This is a genomic window from Streptomyces sp. NPDC001781 (assembly GCF_053596035.1).
Genome location: NZ_JBSFFI010000003.1, coordinates 151901 through 178223 on the forward strand (window position 1 = coordinate 151901; position 26323 = coordinate 178223).

The following is a 26323-nucleotide window of genomic DNA, read 5'->3' on the forward strand; positions in this document are numbered from 1 at the left end:
GCCACCACACCCTCAGGTGAGCGTGCGGCAACGACCAGCGGTCTTTGGCTTCTCGAGGAGAGTACGGGACTCGGGCACCGACGGGCAAATCCGTTGCTCAGCGGCTTTTGGCGGGCCCCTTGGGGCGGGCCAGCTCCGTGAAGTCCCGGGTGTCCGAGACCGGGGGCGCCTCGGCCGGAACACGGACACCGTAGTCCCGGTAGTAGGCGGTGCTGACCAGGCTGCCCTGGGCGGTCTCGGCCCGCTCCACCTTCTTGACCAGCAGGTTTTGGCGGTCGATCCACAGGTCGACGGTCTCCGCGCGCACCCCGGCCTGGTCGAGCTGCCGCTTCAGCCCGGCCAGTTCCCGCCGGCCGAGCCCACTGTCCCGGGTCGCCAGGTCGGCGACGCGGACCCGGCCCCGGTAGTGCGCGGTCCGGGCGCCCCGGACATGCTCGGTGCCGACCCGGCGCACGTCCCCGGAGGCCAGCAGCATCTTCACCGACTGGTTGGGGGTGGTGTTGCGCATCTGGTCCTTCAGGTACATCCCGAAGCCCTCGCCGCCGCGCGCCAGGTCGGCGTACCCGTACTTGATCCAGTGCCTGCCGCCGGCCCGCCTGGCGAAGCGGTCGCTCATGCGGGCGTAGTAGGCGTCCGGGAGGTAGCGGGCCTCCATGGAAGGCGTGCCGGCCTTGCGCATCGCGGCCGCCAGGGCGCCGCCGGTGTAGCGGATGGTGAGGTGGCCGGTGACCCCGTCGTGCCAGCGCAGGGCTCCCTCGGAGGACAGGGAGAGTGCCGTGCCGTAGCTGAGCGTGGAGCGCACCCGCACCGACTCGGCGCGGTCGGTGGAGCGCTCGGCGGAGCGCAGGGCGGCCGGCGGACGGCCCCCGCCCTCGTCGTGGGCGTCGCCGCACGCGGCCGGGGTGGACAGGGCCAGCGCCAGCACCACGAACCCCGCCCGGCGGACGGTCGTACTCCTCATCCGGTCCCCCCACCCTGTACGCGCCTGTCCGCACCGTAACCCAGGGCTGCTCCCTGCCGGGAGGGGACGGGAGAACGGGAGGACCCCGCACCCGGGAGGGGTGCGGGGTCCTCGACCTGCGTACGCGTCGCTGACGCGGCTACCGGTGAGCGAAGGCTCAGACGGCGGCCGGGTCCTCCTCGACGAGGAGGTTGCGGGTGCGGTTCTGGTCCACCAGGATGCCGGGGCCCATCGTGGTGCTGATGGCGGCCTTCTTGATGTAGCGGCCCTTGGCGGCGGACGGCTTCAGGCGGAGGATCTCCTCCAGCGCGGCGCCGTAGTTCTCCACCAGCTTGTCGTCGTCGAACGACGTCTTGCCGATGATGAAGTGCAGGTTCGAGTGCTTGTCGACGCGGAACTCGATCTTGCCGCCCTTGATCTCGGTCACGGCCTTGGCCACGTCCGGGGTCACGGTGCCGGTCTTCGGGTTCGGCATCAGACCACGCGGGCCGAGGACGCGGCCGAGGCGGCCGACCTTGCCCATGAGGTCCGGGGTGGCGACGACGGCGTCGAAGTCCAGACGGCCCTTCGCCACCTCGTCGATCAGCTCGTCGGCACCGACGATGTCGGCGCCGGCGGCACGCGCGGCCTCGGCACGGTCACCGGTCGCGAAGACCAGGACCCGAGCGGTCTTACCGGTGCCGTGCGGGAGGTTCACGGTGCCACGGACCATCTGGTCGGCCTTGCGCGGGTCGACACCCAGGCGGAAGGCGACCTCGACGGTGCCGTCGAACTTGGTCGTGGAGGTCTCCTTGGCGAGACGGACGGCCTCGAGCGGGGCGTACAGCTTCTCCCGGTCGACCTTGGCGTCCGCAGCGCGGAGAGCCTTGCTGCGCTTGCTCACAACTTGCTCCTGTGTGTTCTGGAAAAGGAGTCGTGGTGTACGGGCCGAGCAGGCCCTACCACGTGCGACCGCCCGTTCGGCGGCCGCGGGGAACTACGAAGGTGGGGCTCAGCCCTCGACCGTGATGCCCATGGAGCGCGCGGTACCGGCGATGATCTTCGCCGCGGCGTCCAGGTCATTGGCGTTGAGGTCGGGCATCTTCGTGGTGGCGATCTCGCGGACCTGCGCGTCGGTGATCTTCGCGACCTTGGTCTTGTGCGGCTCGCCGGAGCCCTTCTCGACACCAGCGGCCTTGAGGATCATCTTCGCGGCCGGCGGGGTCTTGGTCACGAAGGTGAAGGAGCGGTCCTCGTAGACCGTGATCTCCACCGGGATGACCCAGCCACGCTGCGACTCGGTCGCGGCGTTGTAGGCCTTGCAGAACTCCATGATGTTGACGCCGTGCTGACCGAGCGCGGGGCCGACCGGCGGGGCCGGGTTCGCCGCACCGGCGTTGATCTGGAGCTTGATGAGCCCCGTGACCTTCTTCTTCTTGGGAGGCATAGCTCTCCGGGTCCTTTCGATTCGGGTCCTGCCCGCGTAAGGGGACCAACCCGGACGCAGGCATACCGCACAACGATAGCGGGTATGGATGTGCGGCTAAAAACCGTGCAGGTCAGACCGGCCCTGAGAGCCGGTCTGACCTGCACGGAAGCGTGTGACCAGAAGAACTAGTTCTTCTGGATCTGGTCGAAGCTGAGCTCGACCGGGGTCTCGCGGCCGAAGATCTCGACGAGGCCCTTGACCTTCTTCGAGTCGGCGTTGATCTCGTTGATCGTGGCCTGGAGGGTGGCGAAGGGGCCGTCGGTGACGGTGACCGAGTCGCCGACCTCGAAGTCCAGCACCTGGACCTCGACCTTGCGTTGCGGGGCGGGCTTGCCCTCGGCCTCGGCGGCCTCGCGGGCGGCCTTCTCCTCGGCCTCCGGGGCGAGCATCTTGACGATCTCGTCCAGGGTGAGCGGGTACGGGTCGTAGGCGTTGCCCACGAAGCCGGTGACGCCGGGCGTGTTGCGGACGACGCCCCAGGACTCGTTCGTCAGGTCCATGCGGACCAGGACGTAACCCGGCAGCTTGTTCTGCTTGATCGTCTTGCGGTCGCCGTTCTTGATCTGGACGACCTCTTCCTGCGGCACCTCGGCCTGGAAGATGTAGTCCTCGACGTTCAGCGAGACGGCGCGCTGCTCCAGGTTCGTCTTCACGCGGTTCTCGTAACCCGCGTAGGTGTGGATGACGTACCACTCGCCGGGCAGCGTGCGCAGCTCCTCGCGGAGCGCGGCGACGGGGTCGACCGGCTCGGCCGGCTCCTCCTCGACGGTCTCGACGGCTTCCTCGGCCTCGGCGACGTCGCCGGCCTCGTCCGTCGCGGCCGTCTCGACGACGTCCTCTTCGACCTCGGTGACCGCTTCGGCGGGCTCGCCCGCAGCGGCCTCGGCAGCCTCGAACTCGTCCTGCTCGTCCGCGCCCTCGACGATGTCGAGCTCGGCGTCCACCGCCTCGGCGGTGTCTCGGCGAGCCTCGGTGGCGTCGTTCAGGTTCGGGTCAGACACGATGGCTGCTTCTTCCTGGATACATAGGGGTGGAACATGCGAAAAAAGGCGCCGGTACCACGGCGCCCTTCGCTCTTGGTTCAGCCGAAGACGTACTTGGCCGCGTGGTTGAGGCCATAGTCAATCACGGTGACCAAGCCAATCATGATGACGACGAAGACGATCACGACGGTCGTGTACGACGTCAGCTGATTGCGGGTCGGCCAGACGACCTTGCGGAGTTCCGCGATGATCTGGCGGTAGAAGGTGGCAAGGCGCTTCAGCGGGCCCTTCTTGGCACGCTTGCCGCCCTTGCGGGGCTTCTTGGCATCCGACAGCTCGTCCTGGGCGTCAGGCGTGTCGATGGAGCCCACGGCGTCCGTCATGCGTCCTCACCTGATCCCGGAATCGTGGCCGTGCCGCGCCCGGTGAATTCAGAGCCGCACGGCGGTGCATTGCTGTACGTACATGCGCACACATCCTGGCGGTGTGTGTAGCAGGGCCGGAGGGACTTGAACCCCCAACCGCCGGTTTTGGAGACCGGTGCTCTACCAATTGAGCTACGACCCTTTGGTGTCCCCCAACCTACCGCATCCGCACGACCGCCCGGTGCGGGGCGCTCACGCGGTGGCTGCTGGAGGCCAACGAGGGATGAGTGTACGTGCTCCACGGCCCGGCGTCGAACAGAAAGTGCCCGGCCGGGCGCCCGGAGTGGAAGATCGTCCTGGCCGCGGCCCGGATTCGGACCCTTGTTCCGCCGGCCGCCCGGTGCTGTTCAGTCTGTGAAACCCGTGTGCCCGCCGTGTTTCCGGTCTGGAACGATGGGTGTATGAGCGCTGCAATCCCTCCCACCGAGCGCCGGGTCTCCGCCCGAGTCGGCGCGATCTCCGAGTCCGCCACCCTCGCCGTGGACGCCAAGGCCAAGGCCCTCAAGGCCGCCGGACGTCCGGTGATCGGCTTCGGCGCCGGTGAACCCGACTTCCCGACCCCGGACTACATCGTCGAGGCAGCCGTAGAGGCTTGCCGGAACCCCAAGTTCCACCGCTACACCCCGGCCGGCGGCCTGCCGGAGCTGAAGGCCGCCATCGCCGCGAAGACCATGCGGGACTCGGGCTACGAGGTCGACGCCTCGCAGATCCTGGTGACCAACGGCGGCAAGCAGGCCATCTACGAGGCGTTCGCCGCGATCCTCGACCCGGGCGACGAGGTCATCGTCCCGGCCCCGTACTGGACCACGTACCCGGAGTCGATCCGGCTGGCCGGCGGTGTGCCGGTGGAGGTCGTGGCCGACGAGACGACCGGTTACCGCGTCACCGTCGAGCAGCTCGAGGCGGCCCGCACCGAGAAGACGAAGGTCGTCCTCTTCGTCTCGCCGTCCAACCCGACCGGCGCGGTCTACGGCGAGTCCGAGGCGGAGGCCATCGGCCGCTGGGCCGTCGAGCACGGCCTGTGGGTGCTGACCGATGAGATCTACGAGCACCTGGTCTACGGCGACGCCACCTTCACCTCGCTGCCGGCGATCCTGCCGGAGCTGCGGGACAAGTGCATCGTGGTCAACGGTGTCGCCAAGACGTACGCGATGACCGGCTGGCGGGTGGGCTGGATCATCGGCCCGAAGGACGTGGTCAAGGCCGCGACCAACCTTCAGTCGCACGCCACCTCCAACGTCTCCAACGTGGCGCAGGTCGCCGCGCTGGCCGCGGTGTCCGGCGACCTGAAGGCCGTGGCGGAGATGCGCGAGGCGTTCGACCGGCGCCGCCGGACGATCGTGCGGATGCTGAACGAGATCGACGGCGTGCTGTGCCCGGAGCCCGAGGGGGCCTTCTACGTCTACCCGTCGGTGAAGGACCTGCTGGGCAAGGAGATCCGGGGCAGGCGCCCCGGGACCACGGTCGAGCTGGCCGCGCTGATCCTGGAGGAGGCCGAGGTCGCGGTCGTCCCCGGTGAGGCGTTCGGCACGCCGGGCTACCTGCGGCTGTCCTACGCGCTGGGTGACGAGGACCTGGTCGAGGGCGTCAGCCGGATGCAGAAGCTGCTGGCCGAGGCGCGCGACTGAGAGCACCCGCCAGGCGGGGCCCGGTCCACTCCCGCGGGGGGGGACCGGGCCCCGTTTCTGTGTGCGAGCAGGACCGCGGAAGGGGAACCGGCTACCGGTGCGGCCCCGGGTGCGGCAGGATCTCCGGATGGAGCGTGTACGTGATCTCTCGGAGCTTCCCAAGGCCCATCTGCATCTGCACTTCACCGGCTCGATGCGCCCCGGCACCGTCCTGGAGCTGGCCGACAAGTACGGCGTCCGGCTGCCCGAGACCCTGATCGAGGCCCTCACCAGCGGCGAGCCACCGAGGCTGCGGGCCACCGACGAGCGCGGCTGGTTCCGCTTCCAGCGGCTCTACGACGCCGCGCGCTCGTGCGTGCGCGAGCCCGAGGACATCCAGCGGCTGGTGCGGGAGGCCGCCGAGGAGGACGTCCGGGACGGCTCGGGCTGGCTGGAGATCCAGGTGGACCCCACCTCGTACGCCCCCCGGCTGGGCGGGCTGATCCCGGCGCTGGAGATCATCCTGGACGCGGTGGACACCGCCTCCCGCGACACCGGGCTCGGGATGCGGGTGCTGGTGGCCGCCAACCGGATGAAGCACCCGCTGGACGCCCGCACCCTGGCCCGGCTGGCGGTGCGGTACGCGGACCGGGGCATCGTCGGCTTCGGCCTGTCCAACGACGAGCGGCGCGGCATGGCCCGCGACTTCGACCGGGCCTTCCACATCGCCCGCGAGGGGGGCCTGCTCTCGGCGCCGCACGGCGGCGAGCTGACCGGCCCGGCCTCGGTGCGGGACTGCCTGGACGACCTGCACGCGACCCGGATCGGGCACGGGGTGCGCGCGGCGGAGGACCCGCGTCTGCTGAGGCGGCTGGCGGACCGGGGCGTCACCTGCGAGGTCTGCCCCGCCTCCAACGTGGCGCTCGGCGTCTACGAGAAGCCCGAGGACGTCCCCCTGCGCACTCTGTTCGAGAGCGGCGTCCCGCTGGCCCTCGGCGCCGACGACCCCCTCCTCTTCGGCTCCCGGCTGGCCGCCCAGTACGAGATCGCCCGCCACCACCACGGCTTCACCGACGGCGAACTCGCCGAGCTGGCCCGCCAGTCGGTGCGCGGCTCGGCGGCGCCGGCCGAGACGAAGGAGCGTCTGCTGACCGGCGTGGACAAGTGGCTGACCGAGCCGGTGGGCCTGTGAGGCCGCCCGCGTGCGGCGGTGCGGGCGGCGCACCGGCCGGGCTGACTAGAGGCTGACGCCCACGGTCACCGGCTCGTTGACCAGCGTCACACCGAAGACGTCCCTGACCCCGGCGACGACCTCGCGGGCCAGCGCGAGCAGGTCCTCGGTGGTGGCCTCGCCCCGGTTGGTGAGGGCCAGGGTGTGCTTGGTGGAGATGCGGGCGGGCCCGGTGCCGTATCCCTTGGTGAAGCCGGCCTTGTCGATCAGCCAGGCCGCGGAGGTCTTCGTGAGCCCCTCCCCCGCCGGGTAGGCGGGCGGCACGGCGTCCGCGCCGAGGTGGTCGCGCACCCGGTCCTGGAAGGCGGCGAACCGCTCCTCGTCCAGGATCGGGTTGGTGAAGAAGGACCCGGCGGACCAGGTGTCGTGGTCCTCGGGATCGAGGACCATGCCCTTGCCCGCCCGGAGCCTCAGCACGCTCTCGCGGGCGTCGGCCAGCGGCACCCGGTCGCCGGGCTCCACGCCGAGCACGCGCGCGGTCTCGGCGTACCGGATCGGCGCCGACAGGCCGCCCGCGTCCTCCAGCCCGAAGCGGACGCGGAGCACGACGTAGCGCTCGGGGTCGGCCTTGAAGCGGCTGTGGCGGTAGGAGAAGGCGCACTCCTCGCCGGTGAGCGTGACGGTCTCGCCCGCGCGGCGGTCGTAGGCGGTCACCTCGGTGATGGTGGAGGAGACCTCCTGGCCGTAGGCGCCGACGTTCTGGATCGGGGTGGCGCCGGCCGAACCGGGGATGCCGGCCAGGCACTCGATCCCGGCCAGCCCGGCCTCGACGGTGCGGGCGACGGCGTCGGTCCAGACCTCGCCGGCGGCCAGTTCCAGCGTGGTGCCGCGCAGTTCGACGCCCCGGGTGGCGACGCGCAGGGCGGTGCCGTCGAAGCCCTTGTCGCCGATGACCAGGTTGGAGCCGCCACCGATGATCAGCAGCGGGGTGCCGTTGCCGTCGGCCTCACGGACGGCGTCGATCACCTCGGCGTCGGTGGTGGCGGTGACCAGCCGGGTGGCGGGACCGCCCAGCCGGAAGGTGGTCAGCGGGGCGAGGGGGGCGTCGTGGAGTACGTGCACGGTGGCAAGACTACGGGGCGGCGGGAACGGTGAAGGGCGCCCGGCATCGCCGGACGCCCCTTGCTCCCGACGCGGTCGGTCAGGCCAGGCGGACGACCGCCCGGGACATGCCGAGCACCTTCTGCCCCGCGCAGGTCGCGGTGAGGTCGACGCGGACGGTGTGGTCGTCCAGCTTGGCCGCGACCTTCGCCGAGACCTCGATCAGCGCGCCCTTGTCGTCGTCGGGCACGACGACCGGCTTGGTGAAGCGGACGCCGTACTCCACGACGGCGGCCGGGTCACCGGTCCAGTCGGTGACGACGCGGACGGCCTCGGCCATGGTGAACATGCCGTGCGCGATGACGTCCGGCAGTCCCACCTCCTTGGCGAACCGCTCGTTCCAGTGGATCGGGTTGAAGTCCCCGGAGGCACCCGCGTAGCGCACCAGAGTGGCGCGGGTCACGGGGAAGGTACCTGCCGGGAGTTCGGTGCCGACCTCGACGTCGTCGTACGCGATCTTCGCGGTCATCGCTGCTCAGGCCTCCTCGGCCGCGCGGGCCACCAGCTTGGTCCAGGCGGTCACCACGTGCTCGCCGGACGCGTCGTGCACCTCGCCCCGGATGTCCAGGATGTCGTTGCCCGCCATGGACTTGATGGCCTCGATGGTGGAGGTGACGGTGAGGCGGTCGCCGGCGCGCACCGGGCGGGTGTAGGCGAACTTCTGGTCGCCGTGCACCACCCGGCTGTAGTCCAGGCCGAGCTGGGGGTCCTCGACGACCTGTCCGGCGGCGCGGAAGGTGATGGAGAACACGAAGGTCGGCGGGGCGATCACGTCGGCGTGCCCGTACGCCTTGGCGGCCTCCGGGTCCCGGTACGCCGGGTTGGTGTCGCCGACTGCCTCGGCGAACTCGCGGATCTTCTCCCGGCCCACCTCGTAGGGCTCGGTGGGCGGGTAGCTACGCCCCACGAAGGACTGGTCGAGCGCCATGGGCCCGGTACCTCCTGGTCTAGCGGAGTGACGCTTGGGAAAAACGACTCGAGGCCGCCCCCCAATACTGCGGGGGCGGCCTCGAGTACGAGCCTGATTTATCGCGTTTCGCGGTGCGCGGTGTGCGCATTGCAACGCGGGCAGTGCTTCTTCATCTCAAGACGGTCCGGGTTGTTACGCCGGTTCTTCTTGGTGATGTAGTTCCGCTCCTTGCACTCCACGCAGGCCAGCGTGATCTTCGGGCGGACGTCGGTGGCAGCCACGTGAGTGCTCCTAGGACGAACGGATGGGCTAGTTCAACGCATGTAAGAGTAGCCGATCGAAGGACCGACCCCGCAATCGGCTACTGTCAGTAGCGGTGACCGGACTTGAACCGGTGACACAGCGATTATGAGCCGCTTGCTCTACCGACTGAGCTACACCGCTTTGATGAGATCGGAACCCGTCTCGCGACGGGTACCTCTCACACCAGAGCCCCAAAACGGAATCGAACCGTTGACCTTCTCCTTACCATGGAGACGCTCTGCCGACTGAGCTATTGGGGCGAGCGAGGAAGACATTACACGGTCCGCCGCCGATCGCCCAAATCCGTATCCGGGCGCCCATCGCGGGCCGTCCCCCCGGCCCCCGGGGCCGCTCCGGCACCCCTGGAAGACCCGTGGCACGCCGGTACGACTATTGCCCTCCTGCGCGGTCCGCGCGGCCGCCGACCCTACGCTCGGACACTCTGCGTGATCTTGCTCCCGTGTCCCCCGCCTCCTGGAGTCCGAGCGCCCGATGCCAGACAGCCGGCAGCAGCCCTCTTCCGCACCCGACCAGGGCGCCCTCGTGCTGTGCGGGGCACGCCTCACCGACGGCCGGACGGTGGACGTGCGGCTCGGCGGCGGCCGTATCGAGGCGGTCGGTACGGCGGGCACCCTGGCCCGCGGCCCGGCCCGCGCGGGCGCCTCTCGCGTGGACCTGCGCGGCTACCTGCTGCTCCCGGCCCCCGCCGAGCCGCACGCCCACGGCGACACCTGCCTCACCGCCGAGCCGCCCGGCCCGCCCCCGGCCGCCCCCGAGGAGGTGGCACGCAGAGTGACCGAGGCGACCCTGCTCCAGCTCGGCCACGGCGCGACGGCGGTACGGGCCCAGGTACGGATCGGCGACGTGCAGGGGCTCGGCGCGCTGGGGGCGGTGCTCCAGGCCCGCCGTTCGCTGCGCGGGCTCGCGGAGCTGACCGCGGTGGCGATGCCGAGGCTGCTGACCGGGGTGGCCGGTGCGAACGGGCTGGCGATGCTGCGGGACGCTGTGAAGATGGGTGCCGACGTGGTGGGCGGCTGCCCCGACCTGGACCCCGACCCCATCGGCTACGTGGAGACGGTGCTGGAGGTGGCTGCCGAGCAGGGCTGCCCGGTCGATCTGCACACCGACGCGGCGGACTCGGCCCGGCTGTCCCGGCTCGCGGCGATGGCGGGGGGCATGCGTCCCTGCGTGGCCCTCGGCCCGTGCGCGGCCCTCTCCCGGCTGCCCGCCGAGACCGCGCACCGCGTCGCGGACCGGCTCGCGGCCGCCGGGATCGCGGTGGTCTGCCTCCCCCAGGGCGGCTGCGCCGGTACCGACCGCCGGGGCATCGCGCCGGTACGGCTGCTGCGCGCGGCCGGGGTGAGGGTCGCGGCCGGCAGCGGCGCCCTGCGGGACCTGGCCAACCCGGTGGGCCGCGGCGACCCCCTGGAGGCGGCGTACCTCCTCGCCTCCGTGCACGGGATGCGCCCGGCCGACGCGTACGACACGGTGAGCGCGTCGGCGCGGGCGGTGCTGGGGCTGCCGGAGGTTCGGGTGGAGGCGGGGTTCCCCGCCGAACTTCTGGCGGTGCGCGGGGAGGAGCTGGCGGGGGCGCTGTCGCTGGCGTACAGCAGGATCGTCGTGCACCGGGGACGGGTGGTGGCCCGTACCAGCGCGGTGCGGGAGTACTGCAACTCGGACGCCGAGGCAGAGCTGGGGCTGCCCCGGCAGGCACGGAAGAGGCTGTCCTGACAGCGCTTCTCCCATGGGAAGTTGACTCACTCGTGGCACGGGTGGGGGCCGCGTGCGCCCCTGCTCGCCCTCACGCGCCCCGGTCCTGCGGGGCGACGTTCGCCGGCCGGGGCGGGCTCATGGGGCGGATGGGTCGCGGCGGGCGTACGGTCGTAGCCATGCGCATTGTCATAGCTGGAGGTCATGGTCAGATCGCGCTGCGGCTGGAGCGGCTGCTCTCGGCGCGCGGGGACGAGGTCGCGGGCATCATCCGCAAGCCTGAACAGGCGGCGGAGCTGCGGGCGGCCGGCGCCGAGCCGGTCGTGCTGGACCTGGAGTCCGCGTCGGTGGAGGAGGCCGCGGAGGCGCTCAGGGGTGCCGACGCCGTCGTGTTCGCGGCGGGCGCCGGTCCGGGCAGCAGCACGGAGCGCAAGGAGACGGTGGACAAGGGCGCGGCGGTGCTGTTCGCCGACGCGGCCGTGCGGGCCGGAGTGCGCCGGTTCGTGGTGGTGTCCTCGATGGGCGCGGACCCCCGGCACACCGGTGACGAGGTCTTCGACGTGTACCTGCGGGCCAAGGGCGAGGCGGACGCGTACGTCACCGCGCAGGACGCCCTCGACTGGACGATCCTGCGCCCCGGTTCACTGACGGACGAGCCGGGCACGAGGCTGGTCAAGCTGGCGGCCCACACCGGGCGGGGCCCGGTCCCGCGGGACGACGTGGCGGCCGTGCTGGCGGAACTGGTGGAGTCCTCGTCGACGGCGGGGCTGACGCTGGAGCTGATCGAGGGTTCGGTGCCGGTGGCGGTGGCGGTGAAGGCGGTCGCTGGGAACTGAGGGGCCCTCAGTGGCGCCCCGGCCGGCTCAGAACAGCGGGAGCTGGCCGGGGAAGCCGGGGACGACATGGCCGTCCAGCGTGGGCTGGGCGGCGCCGATCAGGGCGTGCTGCCGGGAGCCCGCGCAGGAGACCATCTCCCGGCTCTCCCGCCCGCCGGGCGGGTCGTGGCGCGCGAATCGGCCGGCGACGACGGCGATCTCGCGGTGACACATGGGGCAGGTGCTGCGGCGCGAGGACATGGGACCAGTGTGCCCTGCGGGTCTGACGAGGCTGTTACTCACTTTCGGGTGACGGGTGCGAGGGCGCCGGGGTGGCGTGGCATGGCGCAGGAACGCTTCTGCCCAGTGACCGCACGGGAATTGAGCCTTTCACGGCGTCAATTCGGTGCATTCTTCCTATGAATGGACAGTACAGCCGACGGTAACGGAAACATGGTCGATCGGTAACACGGTTCACTTTTCCACCACATCTCCTCCGCATCCCGTCAAAGTGGTGTCTGCGCGGCCAGCAGGTCGCCGTCCGCACATCGCACGCTTTCCGCCCCGGTCGTCCCGTGGGCGGGTGCCCGCACCATGCAGGAGATCCTGTGACTTCGTCTTCCGTGACCGCCCGTCGCCTGGCCGCCGCCGCTCTCGCTGCCGGGGCGCTGGTCGGAGCGGCGGCCCTGCCGGCCACCGCCGCGGACCGCTTTCACCGCGACAACGTCGAGATCAGCCGCGTGCAGTACGACTCCCCCGGCTGGGACGACGGCTCCAACCGCTCCCTGAACGGCGAGTGGGTCGAGATCACCAACAACTCCCGCCACCGCGTCGACCTCGACGGCTGGAGGCTGACGGAGGACCGGCGCGGGGTGACCTACACCTTCCGTGACTTCAGCCTCGGCGGCCACGAGACCGTCCGAGTCCACACGGGCATCGGCCGCGACACCGACAGCGACGTCTTCCAGGACCGCCGCAACTACGTCTGGGACAACCGCCGCGACACCGCCACCCTCCGCAACGACGAGCGCCGCTTCGTCGACAGCGCGACGTGGGGCGGGTTCCGTGGCCCGCGCTGGGACGACAACCGCGGCCACCGCTGGGACGACAACCGCGGCTCGCGCTGGGACGACAACCGCGACCACCGCGGCCGCGACCACGACGGTCGCGACAACAACGGCCGTGACCACCACGACCACGACGGCCGCCGCTGATCCGGCGCCCTGACGGGCGGGCCCGGACTCACGACGACCGGCGCGGACCCTTCTGGGGGGCCCGCGCCGGTTGGCTCTCCGCAAACACGGCCAAGGGCCCGTGACCTGTCGAGCAACAGGTCACGGGCCCTTGGCCGTGCGGCGGCACCAGGACTCGGACCTGGGAAGGCCGAGCCGGCAGGGTTGCAGCGACCGGGCTTCGGGGTGAGCCGGTGTCACCTCTCCGAGACGGCGTGGGGGGACGCTCACGCTTCGGCAGGGCATCGTTCGAGCGGGCCTCAGTTGGACCGACGACGGATCGGCTGACGAGACACGCCACCTGAAAGCCCGTGCCAGGAGGGACTCCCGTCCGGTTCCCACCCCGCCACACGTCGTGAGCTCCAAAGTGGACGCCATGGAGTACGCCCGTCGCGCGGGGCACGGGATCGCGGTGCCGCACAGGGTGTGCACCGAGCTGCTCGACCAGACGCGGGAGCGAGCGAACAGCCGGTTCGACGCGGCCCTGAGGGAGTGGGAACGAGGCGGAGTGATCATGCTCTCCCCCGGGGGACACCTGGGGGACACGCACTGATCAGAAGTGGGATTCGGGCGGGACTGAGTGAGACACGTCCGCGCCTGTCCGCGACGATTCGAACGGGCACCGGAAACGAAGAAACCCCCTCCCACCTGCCGTAAAGGCTGGTCGGAGGGGGTTTTCCCCAGTGTGGCGGCGCCAGGATTCGAACCTGGGAAGGCTGAGCCGGCAGATTTACAGTCTGCTCCCTTTGGCCGCTCGGGCACACCGCCGGGGGTTGTTGTAAGAGGGCCCGCCTTGGCGGTGCTCCCTGGCAACGACGTAAACAATACCTGATGCGCGGGGGTGCTCCGCCACCCGGTTGATCGCCGTCTTCCGGGGCCGGGGGTGGCTAGGCTGGGGCGGATGCGGTGCGGCCGGACGGTGCGCACCCCGTTCCGCCCCCGATGCAAGGAGCCACAGGACATGGCCGACTCCAGTTTCGACATCGTCTCGAAGGTCGAGCGGCAGGAGGTCGACAACGCCCTCAACCAGACCGCCAAGGAGATCTCGCAGCGCTACGACTTCAAGGGCGTGGGCGCCTCGATCTCGTGGTCGGGCGAGAAGATCCTCATGGAGGCCAACTCCGAGGACCGGGTGAAGGCCGTGCTCGACGTCTTCGAGTCCAAGCTGATCAAGCGTGGCATCTCGCTGAAGGCGCTGGACGCGGGCGAGCCGCAGCTGTCCGGCAAGGAGTACAAGATCTTCGCGTCCATCGAGGAGGGCATCTCCCAGGACAACGCCAAGAAGGTGGCGAAGATCATCCGTGACGAGGGCCCCAAGGGCGTCAAGGCGCAGGTCCAGGGCGAGGAGCTGCGTGTCAGCTCCAAGAGCCGCGACGACCTCCAGACCGTCATCGCCCTGCTCAAGGGCAAGGACTTCGACTTCGCGCTCCAGTTCGTGAACTACCGGTAGTTGTGGCCGCGCACCCCGCCCCGCCCCGGCTTCCCCGGCGGCGGGGCTCGGTATGTGCGATCGTTCCGGCATGAGCAGTGACTACGACCGTGTGCGCACCGGTATCGAGTTCATGACTGCCTATGTCTCCGGGGACGACCTCCTGACGGAGTATCTGGAGGAGCGGAGGCAGGAGGACCCCGGGGCGACGGAGACGCTGCTGGACGGTACGGCGGCCCTGTGCGCGGCGCTGCTGCACACGCTGGCCCGTACGACGCGGCGGTCCGAGCACGAGATCCTCCAGGAACTGGCCCGCGGCACGCACCGCAGTGAGCGGCGTTCCGAGGACTGACCCGCGGACGGGACTCAGTCGCGCGAGTTGCCGAAGACCACCCGGTACAGGATCAGCAGCACCAGCGAGCCGCCGATCGCGGCCGCCCAGGTCGCCCCGTCGTAGAAGTGCTTGGAGACGGGGTGGTCCAGCCAGCGGGACGAGATCCAGCCGCCGAGGAACGCGCCCGCGATGCCGATCAGGGTCGTGCCGAGGAAGCCGCCGGGGTCGCGGCCCGGCAGCAGCAGCTTGGCTATGGCACCGGCCAGCAGGCCCAGGATGATCCAACCGAGAATGCTCATGCCAGGAACCTGCCCTTCGGTGCCGCTTGCGCACACCCTCGCTCCGTAAGAAGCCGGTGTGCCCCGTCCCCTGCCAGGACGCCGCGCGGGCCGGTTCCGGTTGCCTCAGGCGACGCGCGCGCCGAACGGCTCGTCGGTACGGACGATCTCGCGGCCCAGCGGGAGCAGCGAGACCGGGATCAGCTTGAAGTTGGCGATGCCGAACGGGATGCCGATGATCGTCAGGCACAGCGCGATGCCCGTGGTGATGTGGGCCAGGGCCAGCCACCACCCCGCCAGCACCAGCCAGAGCACGTTGCCGACGCAGGACGGCGCGCCCGCGTCCCGCCGCTCGACGGTGGTGTACCCGAAGGGCCACAGGGCGTAGACGGCGATGCGGAAGGCGGCGATCCCGAAGGGGATGCCGATGATCGTGACGCAGAGCAGCACGCCGGCGAGCACGTAGCCGAGGAACAGCCAGAAGCCGCTCAGGACGAGCCAGATGATGTTCAGAAGGGTTTTCACCGGTTTCGACCTGCCATCTTCTCCAGTCGGGCGATCCGCTCGGCCATGGGCGGGTGCGTGGAGAACATCCGCGACAGTCCCTGGCCGGGACGGAACGGGTTGGCGATCATCATGTGGCTGGCGGTCTCGATGCGCGGCTCGGGGGGCAGCGGGAGCTGCTGGGTGCCGCCCTCCAGCTTGCGCAGCGCCGACGCGAGGGCCAGCGGGTCGCCGGTGAGCTGGGCGCCGGAGGCGTCCGCCTCGTACTCGCGGGAGCGGCTCACGGCCATCTGGATGAGGGTGGCCGCGATCGGGCCGAGGAGCATGGTCAGCAGCATGCCGATCAGCCCGGGGCCCTCGTCGTCGTCCGAGCGGCCGACCGGGATCAGCCACGCGAAGTTGACCAGGAACATGATCACCGAGGCGAGGGCGCCGGCCACCGACGAGATCAGGATGTCCCGGTTGTAGACGTGGCTCAGCTCGTGGCCGAGGACACCGCGCAGCTCGCGCGGGTCCAGCAGGCGCAGGATGCCCTCGGTGCAGCAGACGGCCGCGTGACGCGGGTTGCGGCCGGTGGCGAAGGCGTTGGGCGCCTCCGTGGGCGAGATGTACAGCCGGGGCATGGGCTGGCGCGCCTGCGTCGAGAGCTCACGGACGATCCGGTACAGCTCGGGGGCCTCGAACTCGCTCACCGGTCGTGCCCGCATCGCGCGCAGGGCCAGCTTGTCGCTGTTCCAGTACGCGTACGCGTTCGTGCCGAGCGCCACCAGGACCGCGACGATCAGCCCCGTACGGCCGAAGAAGCTGCCGATGACGATGATGATCGCCGACAGTGCCCCGAGAAGTACTGCGGTCCTGAGCCCGTTGTGCCGGCGGTGCACCCTGACCCTCCCGATCGTGCGGCGCGGGAACCCTTCGGTCCAGTGGACCCTCCCGTTCAGGACAACGCCAGGCGAAGGCGGCGAGTTCCCAGGTGGGCGCGGTGGCGCGGACGTCCGTACGAGTGAGCGGGATCGGCCGGGCCGTCAGAAGAGGGTGGTGGCGGCGAAGCGCAGCACCAGCTGGGGCGCGCCGGAGAGGGCCACGCCGGCGGCCGCGGTGAGGGCGAGCGCGACGGTGAGCGGGGCCGGGACCCGGTGGCGTACGGGCTCGCCCTCGGGGGCGCGGAACAGCAGGGACGTCCACCGGAGGTAGTAGTAGAGCGCGATCACCACGTTGACGGCCATGACCACGGCGAGCCAGCCGAGCCCGGCGTCCACGGCCGCCGAGAAGACCGTGACCTTGGCGAACAGGCCGATCACGCCCGGCGGGAGCCCGGCCAGGCAGAGCAGGAAGAAGGCCAGGAGGACGGCGGTGACGGGGTTGGTGGCGTACAGGCCCCGGTAGTCCGCGATCCGGTTGAGCGGCTTCGTGCGGCCCACCAGGGCTGCCACCGCGAAGGCGCCGAGGTTCACGGCGGCGTACATCAGGGCGTAGGCGACGGTGGAGCCGATCGCCCTCTCGCCGTCCCGTGTGTACCCGGCGGCGGCGATCGGGACCAGGAGGTAGCCGGCCTGGCCGATCGAGGACCAGGCGAGCAGGCGTACGGCGCTGTACGCGCGCGTGGCCCGCTGCCGGAGGGCGCCGGCGTTGCCCGCCGTCATGGTGAGCGCGGCCAGGACGGCGAGGGCGGGGCCCCAGACGTCGGCGTACGACGGGAAGGCGATCACGGTGACGAGGATCAGGCCGGAGAAGCCGACCGCCTTGCCGACGACCGAGAGGTAGGCGGCGACCGGGAGCGGCGCGCCCACATAGGTCTCGGGGACCCAGAAGTGGAAGGGCACGGCGGCGGTCTTGAAGGCGAAGCCGACCAGGGTCAGGACGACACCGGTCTGGACGAGGGTGTGGAGCTGGCCGTCGGTCTGGGGCAGGCGGCGGGCGATCTCGGTGAGGTGCAGGGTGCCTGTGGCGGCGTAGACGAAGCTGACGCCCAGCAGGCTGACGGCGGTGGCGGTGACCGAGGAGAGGAAGAACTTCAGGGCGGCCTCGGCCGAGCGTGCCTCGCCGTGCCGGATGCCGACCAGGGCGAACGCGGGCAGGGAGGCGACCTCCAGGGCGACGATCAGGGTGGCGAGGTCGCGGGAGGCGGGCAGCAGCGCGGCACCGGCCGCCGAGGAGAGCAGCAGGAACCAGAACTCCCCGGCCGGGACGCGCCGCCGGTCGTCCTGGACGGCGGTCACGGACAGCAGGGCCGCGAGCAGGGCGCCGCCGAGGACGAGGAACTGGATGACGACGGTGAAGTGGTCGGCGGTGTAGCTGCACGCGCGCGTGGAGCGGGCCAGGCAGAAGGTGGCGCGGTCGCCGTCCAGCAGCGGCAGCAGCATGAGCCCGGCGGCGGCCAGGCCCGCGACGGAGAACCAGCCGAGGAGGCGTTTGCGGTCCTCGGGCAGGAACAGGTCGGTGACGAGCACGGCGAGGGCCGTGACGGCGACGACGACGGGCGGGGCGATGGCCAGCCAGTCGACGGACTGGACCAGGGCGTTGACCGCCGGTGCGGCCAGGTGTCCCGCTGTGGCCTGGGCGAGGGGCTGGGCCGGGGCGGTCATCGGGTGCCTCCCGCGAGGAGTTGCTGCACGGCCGGGTCGCTGAGGCCGAGCAGGGCCCTGGGCCAGAGTCCGGCGAGGACGGTGAGGACGACGAGCGGGGTCCAGGCGGCGAACTCGTAGCCGCGTACGTCGGCGAGCTCGGGCAGGTCCTGGCGCGGATCGCCCATGCAGACCCGGCGGACCACGACCAGCAGGTACGCGGCGGTCAGCAGGGTGCCGAAGGCGCCGATCGCCAGGAACACCAGGTAGGCGGCCCGGCTGAGCCCGGCGGCGGGCTGGAACGCGCCGAACAGCGCGAGCATCTCGCCCCAGAACCCGGCGAGTCCGGGCAGACCGAGCGAGGCGACGGCGCCGAAGGCGAGCAGGCCGCCGAGACGCGGGGCGCGGCCGTACAGGGCACCCCCGCCGTGCGCGGCAAGGGTGTCGAGGTCGGTGCCGCCGGTGCGGTCCTTCAGAGCGCCGACCAGGAAGAACAGCAGACCGGTGATGAGGCCGTGGGCGATGTTGGCGAACAGCGCGCCGTTGACGCCGGTGGGGGTCATGGTGGAGATGCCGAGCAGCACGAAGCCCATGTGGCCGACCGAGGAGTACGCGATCAGCCGCTTCAGGTCGCCCTTGGCGCCCCGCCTGGCAAGGGAGAGGCAGGCCAGGGACCCGTAGACGATCCCGACGACGGCGAACGCGGCGAGGTACGGGGCGAAGACCCGGAAACCGTCGGGCGCCACCGGGAGCAGGATGCGGACGAACCCGTACGTGCCCATCTTCAGCAGCACGCCGGCGAGCAGCACCGAGCCGGTGGTCGGGGCGGCGGTGTGGGCGTCGGGGAGCCAGCTGTGCAGGGGCCACATCGGTGCCTTGACCGCGAGGCCGATCCCGATCGCCAGGACGGCGATGAACTGCACGGACATGGTGAGCGACCGGCCATTGTCAGTGGCGAGTGCCACCATGTCGAACGTGCCCGCCCTGATCCCGATCAGCAGCAGGCCGAGCAGCATGACCACGGAGCCGAGCAGCGTGTACAGGATGAACTTCCACGCGGCGCGGGTCCGGCCCTCGCCGCCCCAGCGGGCGATGAGGAAGTACATCGGGATCAGCACGGTCTCGAAGGCCAGGAAGAACAGGACGAGGTCGAGCACGGCGAAGGAGGCGAGGGTGCCGCCTTCCAGCAGCAGGACCAGGGCGGTGAAGCCCTTCGGGGAGGGCCCCGCGGGCGGCTTGAAGTAGGAGTGGAGCGCGCAGAGGAAGGTCAGCAGCGCGGTCAGCAGGAGAAGGGGGAGGGAGATGCCGTCGATGCCGAGGTGGATGCGCACATGGAGTGCGGGAATCCAGCTGATGTCGGTCGTGGCCTGCATCTTCGAGGGGTGGTCGTGGTCGAGACCGAGCGCCAGGACGATCGCGGCGACGAGGACCACGCCGGTCACGGTCACGCCGTGCCGGAGCACGGCCTGGTCGGGCGACTTCCCCCTCAGTCCGGGCGGGGCGGGCAGGAGGGCGGCGGCCGCGCCGAGGAGCGGCACGGCGACGACGAACACCAGAAGGAACTGCATCACTGATCCGCTGATACCGATCACGCCCGCTCACGCTCCCGAGGCGACGAGGAGGACGGCGACCGTCAGGACGACGGTGCCGGCGAGCAGCGCGCTCACATAGGTCTGCACATTGCCGGTCTGCGCCCGCCGTACGGCCGCGCCCAGCAGCCGGGGCAGGGCGGCGGCGCCGCGCACGTAGGTGTCGACGACCTCGCGGTCCAGGAAGCGGACCAGGCTCGCCGCGCCCAGTACCGGGCGGACGAACAGCGCCGAGTACACGGCGTCCAGGTGGAATCCCGAGGCGGCGGGCCCGTACAGCGGGCCGAGCAGCAGGCGGCCGGGGTCGGCCGGGTCGGGGGCCTTGGCGATGTCGCCGTACGCCGGTTCGTGGGCGGCGATGGCCTCGGCCTCGACCAGCCCCGCGTCGCCCTCCGGATGGGCGGCGACGGCACCCAGCGGGATCCGGGGTGCGCGGGCGGCGGCGCGTTGCCAGGCGCCGTGGGCCAGCAGGCCGCCGACCACCGCGAGGCCGGTGCCGAGGACGGAGGTGAGCAGGGTCGGCGCGAGGCTCACGCCGTCGAACCAGCCGGGGAGCGTGCGGTAGGCGAGCGCGCCGAAGGCCAGTGAGGGCACGGCCAGCACCCAGAGCACGACGGTCATGGTGAGCGGCTGGCGGATCGGGTTCTCCCCTGCTCGAACGGAGTTGAGAGCTTGGGGAAGGCCGGGGGCCTCGGCACCCCGGCCGCGGAAGGCCAGCAGCCAGAGGCGGGTGGCGTAGGCGGCGGTGAGCAGGGCCGTCGCCAGCGCGGCGACGAGCACGATCCAGCCGGCGGCGCCCGGCGCCGGGCCGGGGTGGCCGGTGGCGAGGCGTTCGGCGGCGCCGAGGACGGATTCCTTGGAGAAGAACCCGCTGAAGGGCGGGATCGCGGCCAGCGCGAGGAGGGCCACGGTCATCGTCCAGAAGGCGTCCGGGACACGGTCGCGCAGGTGGCTCATCCGGGACATGGCGGCCAGCGAGTTGGTGCCGGCGGCGTGGATGACGGCTCCGGCGGCGAGGAACAGCAGCGCCTTGAAGGCGCCGTGGGCGAGGAGGTGGAAGACGGCGGCACTGCGGTCGCCGACGGCGAGGGCACCGGTCATGTAGCCGAGCTGGCCGATCGTCGAGTAGGCGAGGACGCGCTTGATGTCGTCCTGCGCGAGCGCGGCGAGACCGGAGCCCACCATGGTGACGGCGGCCATCACCGCGAGGACGGTCATCGCGGCGGCGGACGCCTCGAACACGGGGAGGAGGCGGGCCACGAAGTAGACACCGGCGGCGACCATCGTGGCGGCGTGGATCAGCGCGGAGACGGGCGTGGGGCCCGCCATCGCGTCGGGGAGCCAGGTGTGCAGCGGGAACTGCGCCGACTTGCCCGCCACGCCGGCCAGGAGCAGCAGCGCGATCAGGGTGGGGTGGTGGAGTCCGCCGCTCGCCACGGCGCCGAGGACGCGGGTGATGCGGAAGGACCCGGCGTCGGTGCCGAGCGCGAACAGGCCGATCAGGAACGGGACGTCACCGAGCTTGGTGACCAGGAACGCCTTGAGGGAGGCGGCGCGGGCCTCGGGGGTGCCCCAGTAGTGGCCGACGAGGAAGTAGGAGCAGATGCCCATGACCTCCCAGCCGACCAGCAGCACGATCAGGTCGCCGGAGTAGACGACGAGGAGCATCGCGGAGGTGAAGAGGGAGACCAGGGCCGCGTAGGAGGGGTAGCGGGGGTCGTCGCGCAGGTAGCCGGTGGAGTAGACCTGCACGCAGGTCGCCACGAAGGCCACCAGGATCGCGACGAGCGCGGCGAAGCCGTCGACGTTCAGCGCCAGGTCGACGGGGACCGAGCCGGTGGGCGTCAGCAGGGTGTACGCGTCGACGGGCCGGCCGCCGCCCTGACGGACCGCGACCAGCGCGGCCAGCACGAGCGAGGCCAGCGGCGGCAGCACGGCGAGCGGGCGGACGAAGCCGGGCGCGGTGCGGCCCAGCAGGAGTCCGGCCACGGCGCCGAGGAACGGCAGGAGGGGGACGAGAGCGGCGAGGGTGGTGGTGGTCACGCGGTGGCCTCTGCCTTCTCGGTCCCGGAGGCGTCGGGACGGCCGGGGTCGTCGTCGGGGGTCTCGGCGGTGTCGCGGAGCCGGTCGATGTCGGCAGTGCCCCGGTCGCGGTGGACGGCGAGGACGATCGCCAGGCCGATGCCGATCTCGGCGGCCGCGACGGCGATGGTGAACAGGGTCAGCGCCTGGCCGGAGTGCAGGGTGTCCCTGGCGGCCCGGCTGAGCCAGACGTCGAAGGCGACGAGGTTGAGGTTGACGGCGTTGAGCATCAGCTCGACCGACATCAGGACCAGGATCGCGTTGCGGCGGGCGAGGACGCCGTAGACGCCGGTGCAGAAGAGGAGGGCGGCGAGTACGGCGGGGTAGGCGAGGTGCATCAGCGGGCGCCTTCCTCGTCGCCGGAGGTCCTGGCCGGGCCCGGGGTGCCGGCCGCCTCCGCCTTGGTCTTGCGGGACAGCACGATCGCGCCGACCAGGGCCGCGAGGAGCAGCACGGAGAGCGCCTCGAAGGGCAGCACCCAGTGGCTGAAGAGGCTCTCGCCGGTGACGCGTGTGGTGCCGGCGGCCGGGCCGTCCAGGTCGATCCAGGTGGCGCGGAACGCGTCCGTCACCACCCAGACCAGGGCACCCGCCGAGCCCGCGGCGACGACGAGCGCGGGCAGCCGGTTGCCCGAATCCGCGTCCGGGGAGCGGCCGATGGGGGCCCGGGTGAGCATCAGTCCGAAGAGCAGGAGGACGACGACGGAGCCGACGTAGATGAGGACCTGCACCCAGGCGATGAACTCGGCGGTGAGCAGGAGGTATTCGACGGCCAGGCCGCCGAGGGTGACCACCAGCCACAGGGCGGCGTGCACCAGTTGGCGCGTGGTGACGGTGATCAGCGCGGCGCCGAGGGTGACCAGGCCGACGAGGAGGAACGCGACCTCGACTCCGGTCGGGGACAGGAAGCCGTGCGGGGCGGTGGCGGCGAGGCTCACTGCTCTCCCTCCTGGTCCGGGTCCTGGCCGGCCTGCTCGGCGGCCCGAGCCTGCTCGGCGGCCTGGGCGGCGGCCAGCCTGTCGGCGCTCTTGCGGGCCGCGGCGATCTCCTTCGGTTCCTCCGCGTGTGGGTCCGGCGCGGGCGGGGCCGGGACGGTCCACATCCACTCGCGGAGCTTGTCGCGCTCGTGGGTCAGTTCGCGGATGTCGGTCTCGGCGTACTCGAACTCCGGGGACCAGAACAGCGCGTCGAAGGGGCAGACCTCGATGCAGATGCCGCAGTACATGCAGAGGGAGAAGTCGATGGCGAACCGGTCGAGGACGTTCCGGCTGCGCTCCCGTCCGCCGGGTGCGGCGGCCGGGACGGTCTCCTTGTGGGAGTCGATGTAGATGCACCAGTCGGGGCACTCGCGGGCGCAGAGCATGCAGACCGTGCAGTTCTCCTCGAACAGGCCGATCACCCCGCGTGTGCGGGGCGGGAGGTCGGGCTGCACGTCGGGGTACTGCTCGGTGACCGTCTTCCTCGTCATCGTGCGCAGGGTGACGGCGAGGCCCTTGGCAAGGCCGGAGAAGGGGACGGACATCAGGCGGTCACCACCTTGACGACGCCGGTGAGGGCGATCTGGGCGAGGGCGAGCGGGACGAGGACGGTCCAGGACAGCTTCTGGAGCTGGTCCTCGCGCAGCCGGGGGTAGGTGACCCGGAGCCAGATCACCAGGAAGGCGAGGAGCGCGGTCTTCACCAGGGTCCACACCCAGCCGAGCCCGTCGGCACCCCAGGGGCCGTGCCAGCCGCCCAGGAAGAGGACGGTGGTCAGACCGCACAGGACGACGATCCCCGCGTACTCGGCGAGCAGGAACAGGGCGAAGCGCAGCCCGGTGTACTCGGTGTACGCACCGAAGATGATCTCCGAGTCGGCCACCGGCATGTCGAACGGCGGCCGTTGCAGCTCGGCGAGTCCGGCGACGAAGAACACCACCGCGCCGGTGAGCTGCCAGGGCAGCCACCACCAGTGGAAGGCGTCGGCGATGCCGGGCAGCGAGACCGTGCCGGCCGCCATCGCCACGGAGGCGGCGGCGAGCAGCATGGGCAGTTCGTAGGCGAGCAGCTGGGCGGCGGTACGCAGGCCGCCGAGCAGGGAGAACTTGTTCGCGCTGGCCCAGCCCGCCATCAGCGAGCCGAGGACGCCCACGCCCATCACCGCGAGCACGAAGAAGATGCCCGCGTCCAGCACCTGGCCGACGGCACCGGCGCTCGGGCCGACCGGGATGGCGAGCAGCACGACGAGGTACGGCAGCAGGGCGACCGCGGGGGCCAGCTGGAAGACGCGGCGATCGGCGTCCGCCGGGACCACGTCCTCCTTCTGTGCGAACTTCACTCCGTCCGCCACGAGTTGGGCCCAGCCGTGGAAGCCGCCCGCGTACATCGGGCCGAGGCGGCCCTGCATGTGCGCCATCACCTTGTGCTCGGTCTGGCCGATGACCAGTGGCAACGTCAGGAACACGACGAACACGACGACGAGTCGCAGGGCGACGTCCAGCACGTCGTTCACTGCGCGCCTCCTGCGGGGTCGTCGGGGTTCTCGGCGGGTCCGGGCTCGGGAGCAGGGGGTGTCCTGGGCGGCTCGGCGGCCTCGTCGGCCTCCTCGAAGGCCGGACGGGCATGGTGCCAGGGCGCGTCGGCGCTGCGACGCCGCGCCGGCTCGGCCGGTTTGGCGGGTTTCGTCGGCTCGCCCGGCTCAGCAGCTCCGGCCGGCTCGGCCGGCCCTGTCGGCTCGCTCGATCCCGAGGACTCGGCACGCTCCGTCGGCTCCGGCGTCTCCGCACGCTGCGAAGCCGACCCCTGCGAGGCGCTGCGCGACCTGCGCGGCCCGCCCGGCGTCCCGGCCGGAGCCTCCGCGCCCTCCTGACTGGCCGACCCCTGCGAGGCACTCCGCATCCGACGCGGCGGCGCCCCGGCAGCCGGCTCCGCCGAACCCTGGCTCGCCGAGCCCTCGCCGGCACTCCGCGTCCGCCGAGGCGACGCAGCCCCCGGCTCCGGAGCAGCCTGACTCGCCGACCCCTCACTCGCGCTCCGCGCCCGGCGCGGCCGCACGGCCTCTTCCGCGCCGGACACCGGCTCCCCCGCGGGCCGGGGCCGCCGAGCCGGCCGCTCGCCCGCCGCCACTCCCCTCGCGGGACGCGCGGGCGCGGGCGGCAACTGGCCCTTCAGCGGGCCCCACTCGTTCGGATCGGGCACGCCAGGCGGCAGCATCTGCCGTCGCCTGGGCCCGCCGTGTTCCGGCTCCCCCGGCTCCTTCGCCCCCGGCCACGCCTTGGCGACGCGGGCGGCGAGGACGAAGTCCTTGCGGAGGGGGTGGCCCTCGAAGTTCTCCGGCAGGAGCAGGTGGTCCAGCGCGGGATGGCCGGTGAAGTCGACCCCGAACATCTCGTGGGTCTCCCGCTCGTGCCAGGCGGCGCCCGCGTACACGCCGACGGCGCTCGGCAGCACCGGCGCCCCGTGCGGGACGGTCGTGCGCACCAGCAGGCGGCGGACCGGGTGCAGGGCGACGACGTGGGCGGAGACCCTGAACCCGGTGCCGGGTTCGTCCACCGCGCTCAGCCAGTCGAAATAGGTGCAGGTCAGCGTGGTACGAGCCGTCTCCAGCGCGGTGAGCCACGCGACCGGGGGCACGTCGACGGTGAGGACGTCGTAGGACTCCTCGGCGGTGGCGTCGGGACCGAAGAGTTCGTCCGCGGGGGCGGGCAGCCAGCCGGTGCTCATCGCGCTTCCCCCTTGGAGGAGGGAGCCGCCGGCGGACGGACCAGGCCGCTTTGGAGCGCGGCGGCGGACGGGCGGGCGGCGCCCCCCTCGCCGTACCGCTCCGCCAGGGACTCGCGGGCGATCTTCTCCTGGAGCTTGAGGATGCCCTGGAGCAGCGCCTCGGGGCGGGGCGGGCAGCCCGGCACGTACACGTCGACCGGGATGATCTGGTCGACGCCCTTGGTGACGGAGTAGGAGTCCCAGTACGGCCCGCCGCAGTTGGAGCAGGCGCCGAAGGAGATGACGTACTTCGGCTCGGGCATCTGCTCGTACAGCCGCTTCACGGCAGGGGCCATCTTGTCGGTGACCGTGCCGGAGACCACCATCAGGTCGGCCTGGCGGGGGCCCGGCGCGAAGGGGATGACGCCGAGCCGGATGAAGTCGTGGCGGGCCATCGACGCGGCGATGAACTCGATCGCGCAGCAGGCGAGGCCGAAGTTGAAGACCCAGAGCGAGTAGCGGCGGCCCCAGTTGAGGACGACCTTCATCGGCTCGGGGGCCAGCCGGGCCAGTGCGCCCAGACGCTTCGGCTCGGGCAGCAGCACCGGCTCGGGGGCGGCCGGGTTCACGTCCATGTCAGGACGCCCTTCTTGTAGGCGTACAGCAGGCCGACGGCGAGGAAGCCCAGGAAGACGAACATCTCCACCAGGGTGGCCGCGCCGTAACCGGGGGCGGCGAAGACCGTCGCCCAGGGGAACAGGAAGATCGAGTCGACGGCGAAGACGACGTACAGGAACGCGTAGACGTAGTACCGGACCTGGGTGTGGGCCCAGCCCTCCCCGACGGGGTCCACCCCGCACTCGTAGGTCATCAGCTTCTCGGGGGTGGGCACCACGGGGCGCAGCAGGCGGCCCGCGCCGAAGGCGGCCGCGACGAAGAGCACGCCGACGACGGCGAGCAGGCCCACGACCGCGTAGGACCCGAAGTAGTCCGACGCTGCGCCGCCCGCGGCGACCGTCGTCACCCCCAACGTCTCCCGCACCGTCCGTCCCTCGCTCCCTGACCGGGTGTCCTCCGTGACCTCCGCGCACCGTGTGACGGATGCGGCCGGAGGTTTG

31 protein-coding genes and 4 tRNA genes are annotated in these 26323 nt (G+C 71.5%); 8 read left to right on the forward strand and 27 right to left on the reverse strand.

The genetic code is table 11. The features are described from left to right. Positions 1-97: 97 nt before the first annotated feature. The 6 genes from ACWCV3_RS03835 to ACWCV3_RS03860 form a co-directional block, all read right to left on the reverse strand. The gene (locus tag ACWCV3_RS03835; protein ID WP_451217853.1) at positions 98-961 is read right to left on the reverse strand and encodes a hypothetical protein; all 864 of its coding nucleotides are present in this window, start codon (positions 959-961) and stop codon (positions 98-100) included. 157 nt (positions 962-1118) lie between these two features. Further along, on the reverse strand, positions 1119-1844 hold the full coding sequence (gene rplA / locus ACWCV3_RS03840; protein WP_030811632.1) for a 50S ribosomal protein L1: 726 nt from the start codon (positions 1842-1844) through the stop codon (positions 1119-1121). 108 nt (positions 1845-1952) lie between these two features. Then, positions 1953-2387 (reverse strand): 50S ribosomal protein L11, encoded by a 435-nt coding sequence (gene rplK, locus ACWCV3_RS03845; RefSeq protein WP_030811629.1) that lies wholly within the window; start codon positions 2385-2387, stop codon positions 1953-1955. Positions 2388-2554: 167 nt separating this feature from the next. Then, positions 2555-3430, reverse strand: a complete 876-nt coding sequence (gene nusG / locus ACWCV3_RS03850; protein ID WP_451217858.1) for a transcription termination/antitermination protein NusG — start codon at positions 3428-3430, stop codon at positions 2555-2557. A gap of 80 nt (positions 3431-3510) precedes the next feature. Continuing rightward, positions 3511-3795, reverse strand: coding sequence for a preprotein translocase subunit SecE (gene secE / locus ACWCV3_RS03855; protein WP_030811625.1), 285 nt, complete (start codon positions 3793-3795; stop codon positions 3511-3513). Between the two features lie 111 nt (positions 3796-3906). Beyond that, positions 3907-3979 (reverse strand) — tRNA-Trp (locus ACWCV3_RS03860). A gap of 259 nt (positions 3980-4238) precedes the next feature. Between ACWCV3_RS03860 and ACWCV3_RS03865 the strand changes: the two genes are divergently transcribed. Together ACWCV3_RS03865 and ACWCV3_RS03870 are read left to right on the forward strand one after the other, a co-directional pair. Next, the gene (locus ACWCV3_RS03865) at positions 4239-5465 is read left to right on the forward strand and encodes a pyridoxal phosphate-dependent aminotransferase (protein WP_451217862.1); all 1227 of its coding nucleotides are present in this window, start codon (positions 4239-4241) and stop codon (positions 5463-5465) included. Positions 5466-5592: 127 nt separating this feature from the next. Continuing rightward, entirely contained in the window at positions 5593-6636 is a 1044-nt protein-coding gene (locus tag ACWCV3_RS03870) for an adenosine deaminase (RefSeq protein WP_451217865.1), read from the forward strand. A 45-nt stretch (positions 6637-6681) separates the two neighbouring features. Here ACWCV3_RS03870 and ACWCV3_RS03875 read toward each other — a convergent pair whose 3' ends face one another. From ACWCV3_RS03875 to ACWCV3_RS03900, 6 genes are all read right to left on the reverse strand, one after another. After that, a complete protein-coding gene (locus ACWCV3_RS03875) occupies positions 6682-7737 on the reverse strand; it encodes a UDP-N-acetylmuramate dehydrogenase (protein WP_451217868.1) in 1056 nt (351 codons plus the stop codon). A 79-nt stretch (positions 7738-7816) separates the two neighbouring features. Beyond that, positions 7817-8245, reverse strand: a complete 429-nt coding sequence (locus ACWCV3_RS03880) for a MaoC family dehydratase (RefSeq protein WP_451217871.1) — start codon at positions 8243-8245, stop codon at positions 7817-7819. Positions 8246-8251: 6 nt separating this feature from the next. Next, entirely contained in the window at positions 8252-8704 is a 453-nt protein-coding gene (locus ACWCV3_RS03885; RefSeq protein ID WP_451217874.1) for an FAS1-like dehydratase domain-containing protein, read from the reverse strand. A gap of 98 nt (positions 8705-8802) precedes the next feature. Next, positions 8803-8967 carry a 50S ribosomal protein L33 gene (rpmG, locus tag ACWCV3_RS03890; protein WP_003948671.1) on the reverse strand — a complete coding sequence of 55 codons (165 nt, stop codon included), beginning with the start codon at positions 8965-8967 and terminating at the stop codon, positions 8803-8805. Positions 8968-9057: 90 nt separating this feature from the next. Beyond that, a tRNA-Met gene (locus ACWCV3_RS03895) sits at positions 9058-9130 on the reverse strand. Positions 9131-9176: 46 nt separating this feature from the next. Continuing rightward, positions 9177-9249 (reverse strand) — tRNA-Thr (locus ACWCV3_RS03900). 232 nt (positions 9250-9481) lie between these two features. Here ACWCV3_RS03900 and ACWCV3_RS03905 point away from each other — a divergent pair. Both ACWCV3_RS03905 and ACWCV3_RS03910 read left to right on the forward strand, forming a co-directional pair. Continuing rightward, positions 9482-10720, forward strand: a complete 1239-nt coding sequence (locus tag ACWCV3_RS03905) for an amidohydrolase family protein (RefSeq protein WP_451217876.1) — start codon at positions 9482-9484, stop codon at positions 10718-10720. Positions 10721-10878: 158 nt separating this feature from the next. Next, positions 10879-11535 (forward strand): SDR family oxidoreductase, encoded by a 657-nt coding sequence (locus ACWCV3_RS03910; RefSeq protein WP_451217879.1) that lies wholly within the window; start codon positions 10879-10881, stop codon positions 11533-11535. A gap of 27 nt (positions 11536-11562) precedes the next feature. On the opposite strand, the gene ACWCV3_RS03915 is transcribed toward ACWCV3_RS03910, so the two are convergent. Further along, entirely contained in the window at positions 11563-11775 is a 213-nt protein-coding gene (locus tag ACWCV3_RS03915; protein ID WP_451217882.1) for a hypothetical protein, read from the reverse strand. Positions 11776-12122: 347 nt separating this feature from the next. Between ACWCV3_RS03915 and ACWCV3_RS03920 the strand changes: the two genes are divergently transcribed. Both ACWCV3_RS03920 and ACWCV3_RS03925 read left to right on the forward strand, forming a co-directional pair. Next, positions 12123-12728, forward strand: coding sequence for a lamin tail domain-containing protein (locus ACWCV3_RS03920; RefSeq protein ID WP_451217885.1), 606 nt, complete (start codon positions 12123-12125; stop codon positions 12726-12728). A 394-nt stretch (positions 12729-13122) separates the two neighbouring features. Next, a complete protein-coding gene (locus tag ACWCV3_RS03925; protein ID WP_451217888.1) occupies positions 13123-13299 on the forward strand; it encodes a hypothetical protein in 177 nt (58 codons plus the stop codon). Positions 13300-13432: 133 nt separating this feature from the next. On the opposite strand, the gene ACWCV3_RS03930 is transcribed toward ACWCV3_RS03925, so the two are convergent. Continuing rightward, a tRNA-Tyr gene (locus ACWCV3_RS03930) sits at positions 13433-13514 on the reverse strand. A 193-nt stretch (positions 13515-13707) separates the two neighbouring features. Here ACWCV3_RS03930 and ACWCV3_RS03935 point away from each other — a divergent pair. Both ACWCV3_RS03935 and ACWCV3_RS03940 read left to right on the forward strand, forming a co-directional pair. Continuing rightward, the gene (locus ACWCV3_RS03935) at positions 13708-14196 is read left to right on the forward strand and encodes a YajQ family cyclic di-GMP-binding protein (RefSeq protein ID WP_086693011.1); all 489 of its coding nucleotides are present in this window, start codon (positions 13708-13710) and stop codon (positions 14194-14196) included. 70 nt (positions 14197-14266) lie between these two features. After that, positions 14267-14527, forward strand: coding sequence for a hypothetical protein (locus tag ACWCV3_RS03940; RefSeq protein ID WP_451217891.1), 261 nt, complete (start codon positions 14267-14269; stop codon positions 14525-14527). 14 nt (positions 14528-14541) lie between these two features. On the opposite strand, the gene ACWCV3_RS03945 is transcribed toward ACWCV3_RS03940, so the two are convergent. The 13 genes from ACWCV3_RS03945 to ACWCV3_RS04005 all read right to left on the reverse strand — a co-directional run bounded on the left by ACWCV3_RS03945 (position 14542) and on the right by ACWCV3_RS04005 (position 26247). After that, on the reverse strand, positions 14542-14808 hold the full coding sequence (locus ACWCV3_RS03945) for a GlsB/YeaQ/YmgE family stress response membrane protein (RefSeq protein WP_451217894.1): 267 nt from the start codon (positions 14806-14808) through the stop codon (positions 14542-14544). A 105-nt stretch (positions 14809-14913) separates the two neighbouring features. After that, positions 14914-15312 carry a YccF domain-containing protein gene (locus ACWCV3_RS03950; RefSeq protein ID WP_135783668.1) on the reverse strand — a complete coding sequence of 133 codons (399 nt, stop codon included), beginning with the start codon at positions 15310-15312 and terminating at the stop codon, positions 14914-14916. Then, positions 15309-16172: a zinc metalloprotease HtpX gene (gene htpX / locus ACWCV3_RS03955; RefSeq protein ID WP_135783667.1), complete on the reverse strand. Its 864-nt coding sequence runs from the start codon at positions 16170-16172 to the stop codon at positions 15309-15311. The genes ACWCV3_RS03950 and htpX overlap by 4 nt, the downstream gene beginning before the upstream one ends. Before the next feature lie 144 nt (positions 16173-16316). Further along, positions 16317-17876: an NADH-quinone oxidoreductase subunit N gene (locus ACWCV3_RS03960; RefSeq protein ID WP_451217898.1), complete on the reverse strand. Its 1560-nt coding sequence runs from the start codon at positions 17874-17876 to the stop codon at positions 16317-16319. Next, the gene (locus tag ACWCV3_RS03965; protein ID WP_451217901.1) at positions 17873-19447 is read right to left on the reverse strand and encodes a complex I subunit 4 family protein; all 1575 of its coding nucleotides are present in this window, start codon (positions 19445-19447) and stop codon (positions 17873-17875) included. The genes ACWCV3_RS03960 and ACWCV3_RS03965 overlap by 4 nt, the downstream gene beginning before the upstream one ends. 6 nt (positions 19448-19453) lie before the next feature. Next, entirely contained in the window at positions 19454-21487 is a 2034-nt protein-coding gene (locus ACWCV3_RS03970) for an NADH-quinone oxidoreductase subunit 5 family protein (protein ID WP_451217904.1), read from the reverse strand. Continuing rightward, the gene (gene nuoK / locus ACWCV3_RS03975; RefSeq protein WP_451217907.1) at positions 21484-21864 is read right to left on the reverse strand and encodes an NADH-quinone oxidoreductase subunit NuoK; all 381 of its coding nucleotides are present in this window, start codon (positions 21862-21864) and stop codon (positions 21484-21486) included. The genes ACWCV3_RS03970 and nuoK overlap by 4 nt, the downstream gene beginning before the upstream one ends. Beyond that, the gene (locus ACWCV3_RS03980) at positions 21864-22463 is read right to left on the reverse strand and encodes an NADH-quinone oxidoreductase subunit J family protein (RefSeq protein WP_451217910.1); all 600 of its coding nucleotides are present in this window, start codon (positions 22461-22463) and stop codon (positions 21864-21866) included. Before ACWCV3_RS03980 ends, nuoK begins: the two co-directional genes overlap by 1 nt. Beyond that, entirely contained in the window at positions 22460-23047 is a 588-nt protein-coding gene (locus ACWCV3_RS03985; protein ID WP_451217913.1) for a NuoI/complex I 23 kDa subunit family protein, read from the reverse strand. The genes ACWCV3_RS03980 and ACWCV3_RS03985 overlap by 4 nt, the downstream gene beginning before the upstream one ends. After that, positions 23047-24015: a complex I subunit 1/NuoH family protein gene (locus ACWCV3_RS03990; protein ID WP_451217916.1), complete on the reverse strand. Its 969-nt coding sequence runs from the start codon at positions 24013-24015 to the stop codon at positions 23047-23049. The genes ACWCV3_RS03985 and ACWCV3_RS03990 overlap by 1 nt, the downstream gene beginning before the upstream one ends. Then, entirely contained in the window at positions 24012-25226 is a 1215-nt protein-coding gene (locus ACWCV3_RS03995) for an NADH-quinone oxidoreductase subunit C (protein ID WP_451217919.1), read from the reverse strand. Before ACWCV3_RS03995 ends, ACWCV3_RS03990 begins: the two co-directional genes overlap by 4 nt. After that, positions 25223-25840, reverse strand: coding sequence for an NADH-quinone oxidoreductase subunit B (locus tag ACWCV3_RS04000; protein WP_451217922.1), 618 nt, complete (start codon positions 25838-25840; stop codon positions 25223-25225). The genes ACWCV3_RS03995 and ACWCV3_RS04000 overlap by 4 nt, the downstream gene beginning before the upstream one ends. Further along, entirely contained in the window at positions 25831-26247 is a 417-nt protein-coding gene (locus ACWCV3_RS04005; protein ID WP_451217925.1) for an NADH-quinone oxidoreductase subunit A, read from the reverse strand. Before ACWCV3_RS04005 ends, ACWCV3_RS04000 begins: the two co-directional genes overlap by 10 nt. Between the last annotated feature and the right edge of the window lie 76 nt (positions 26248-26323).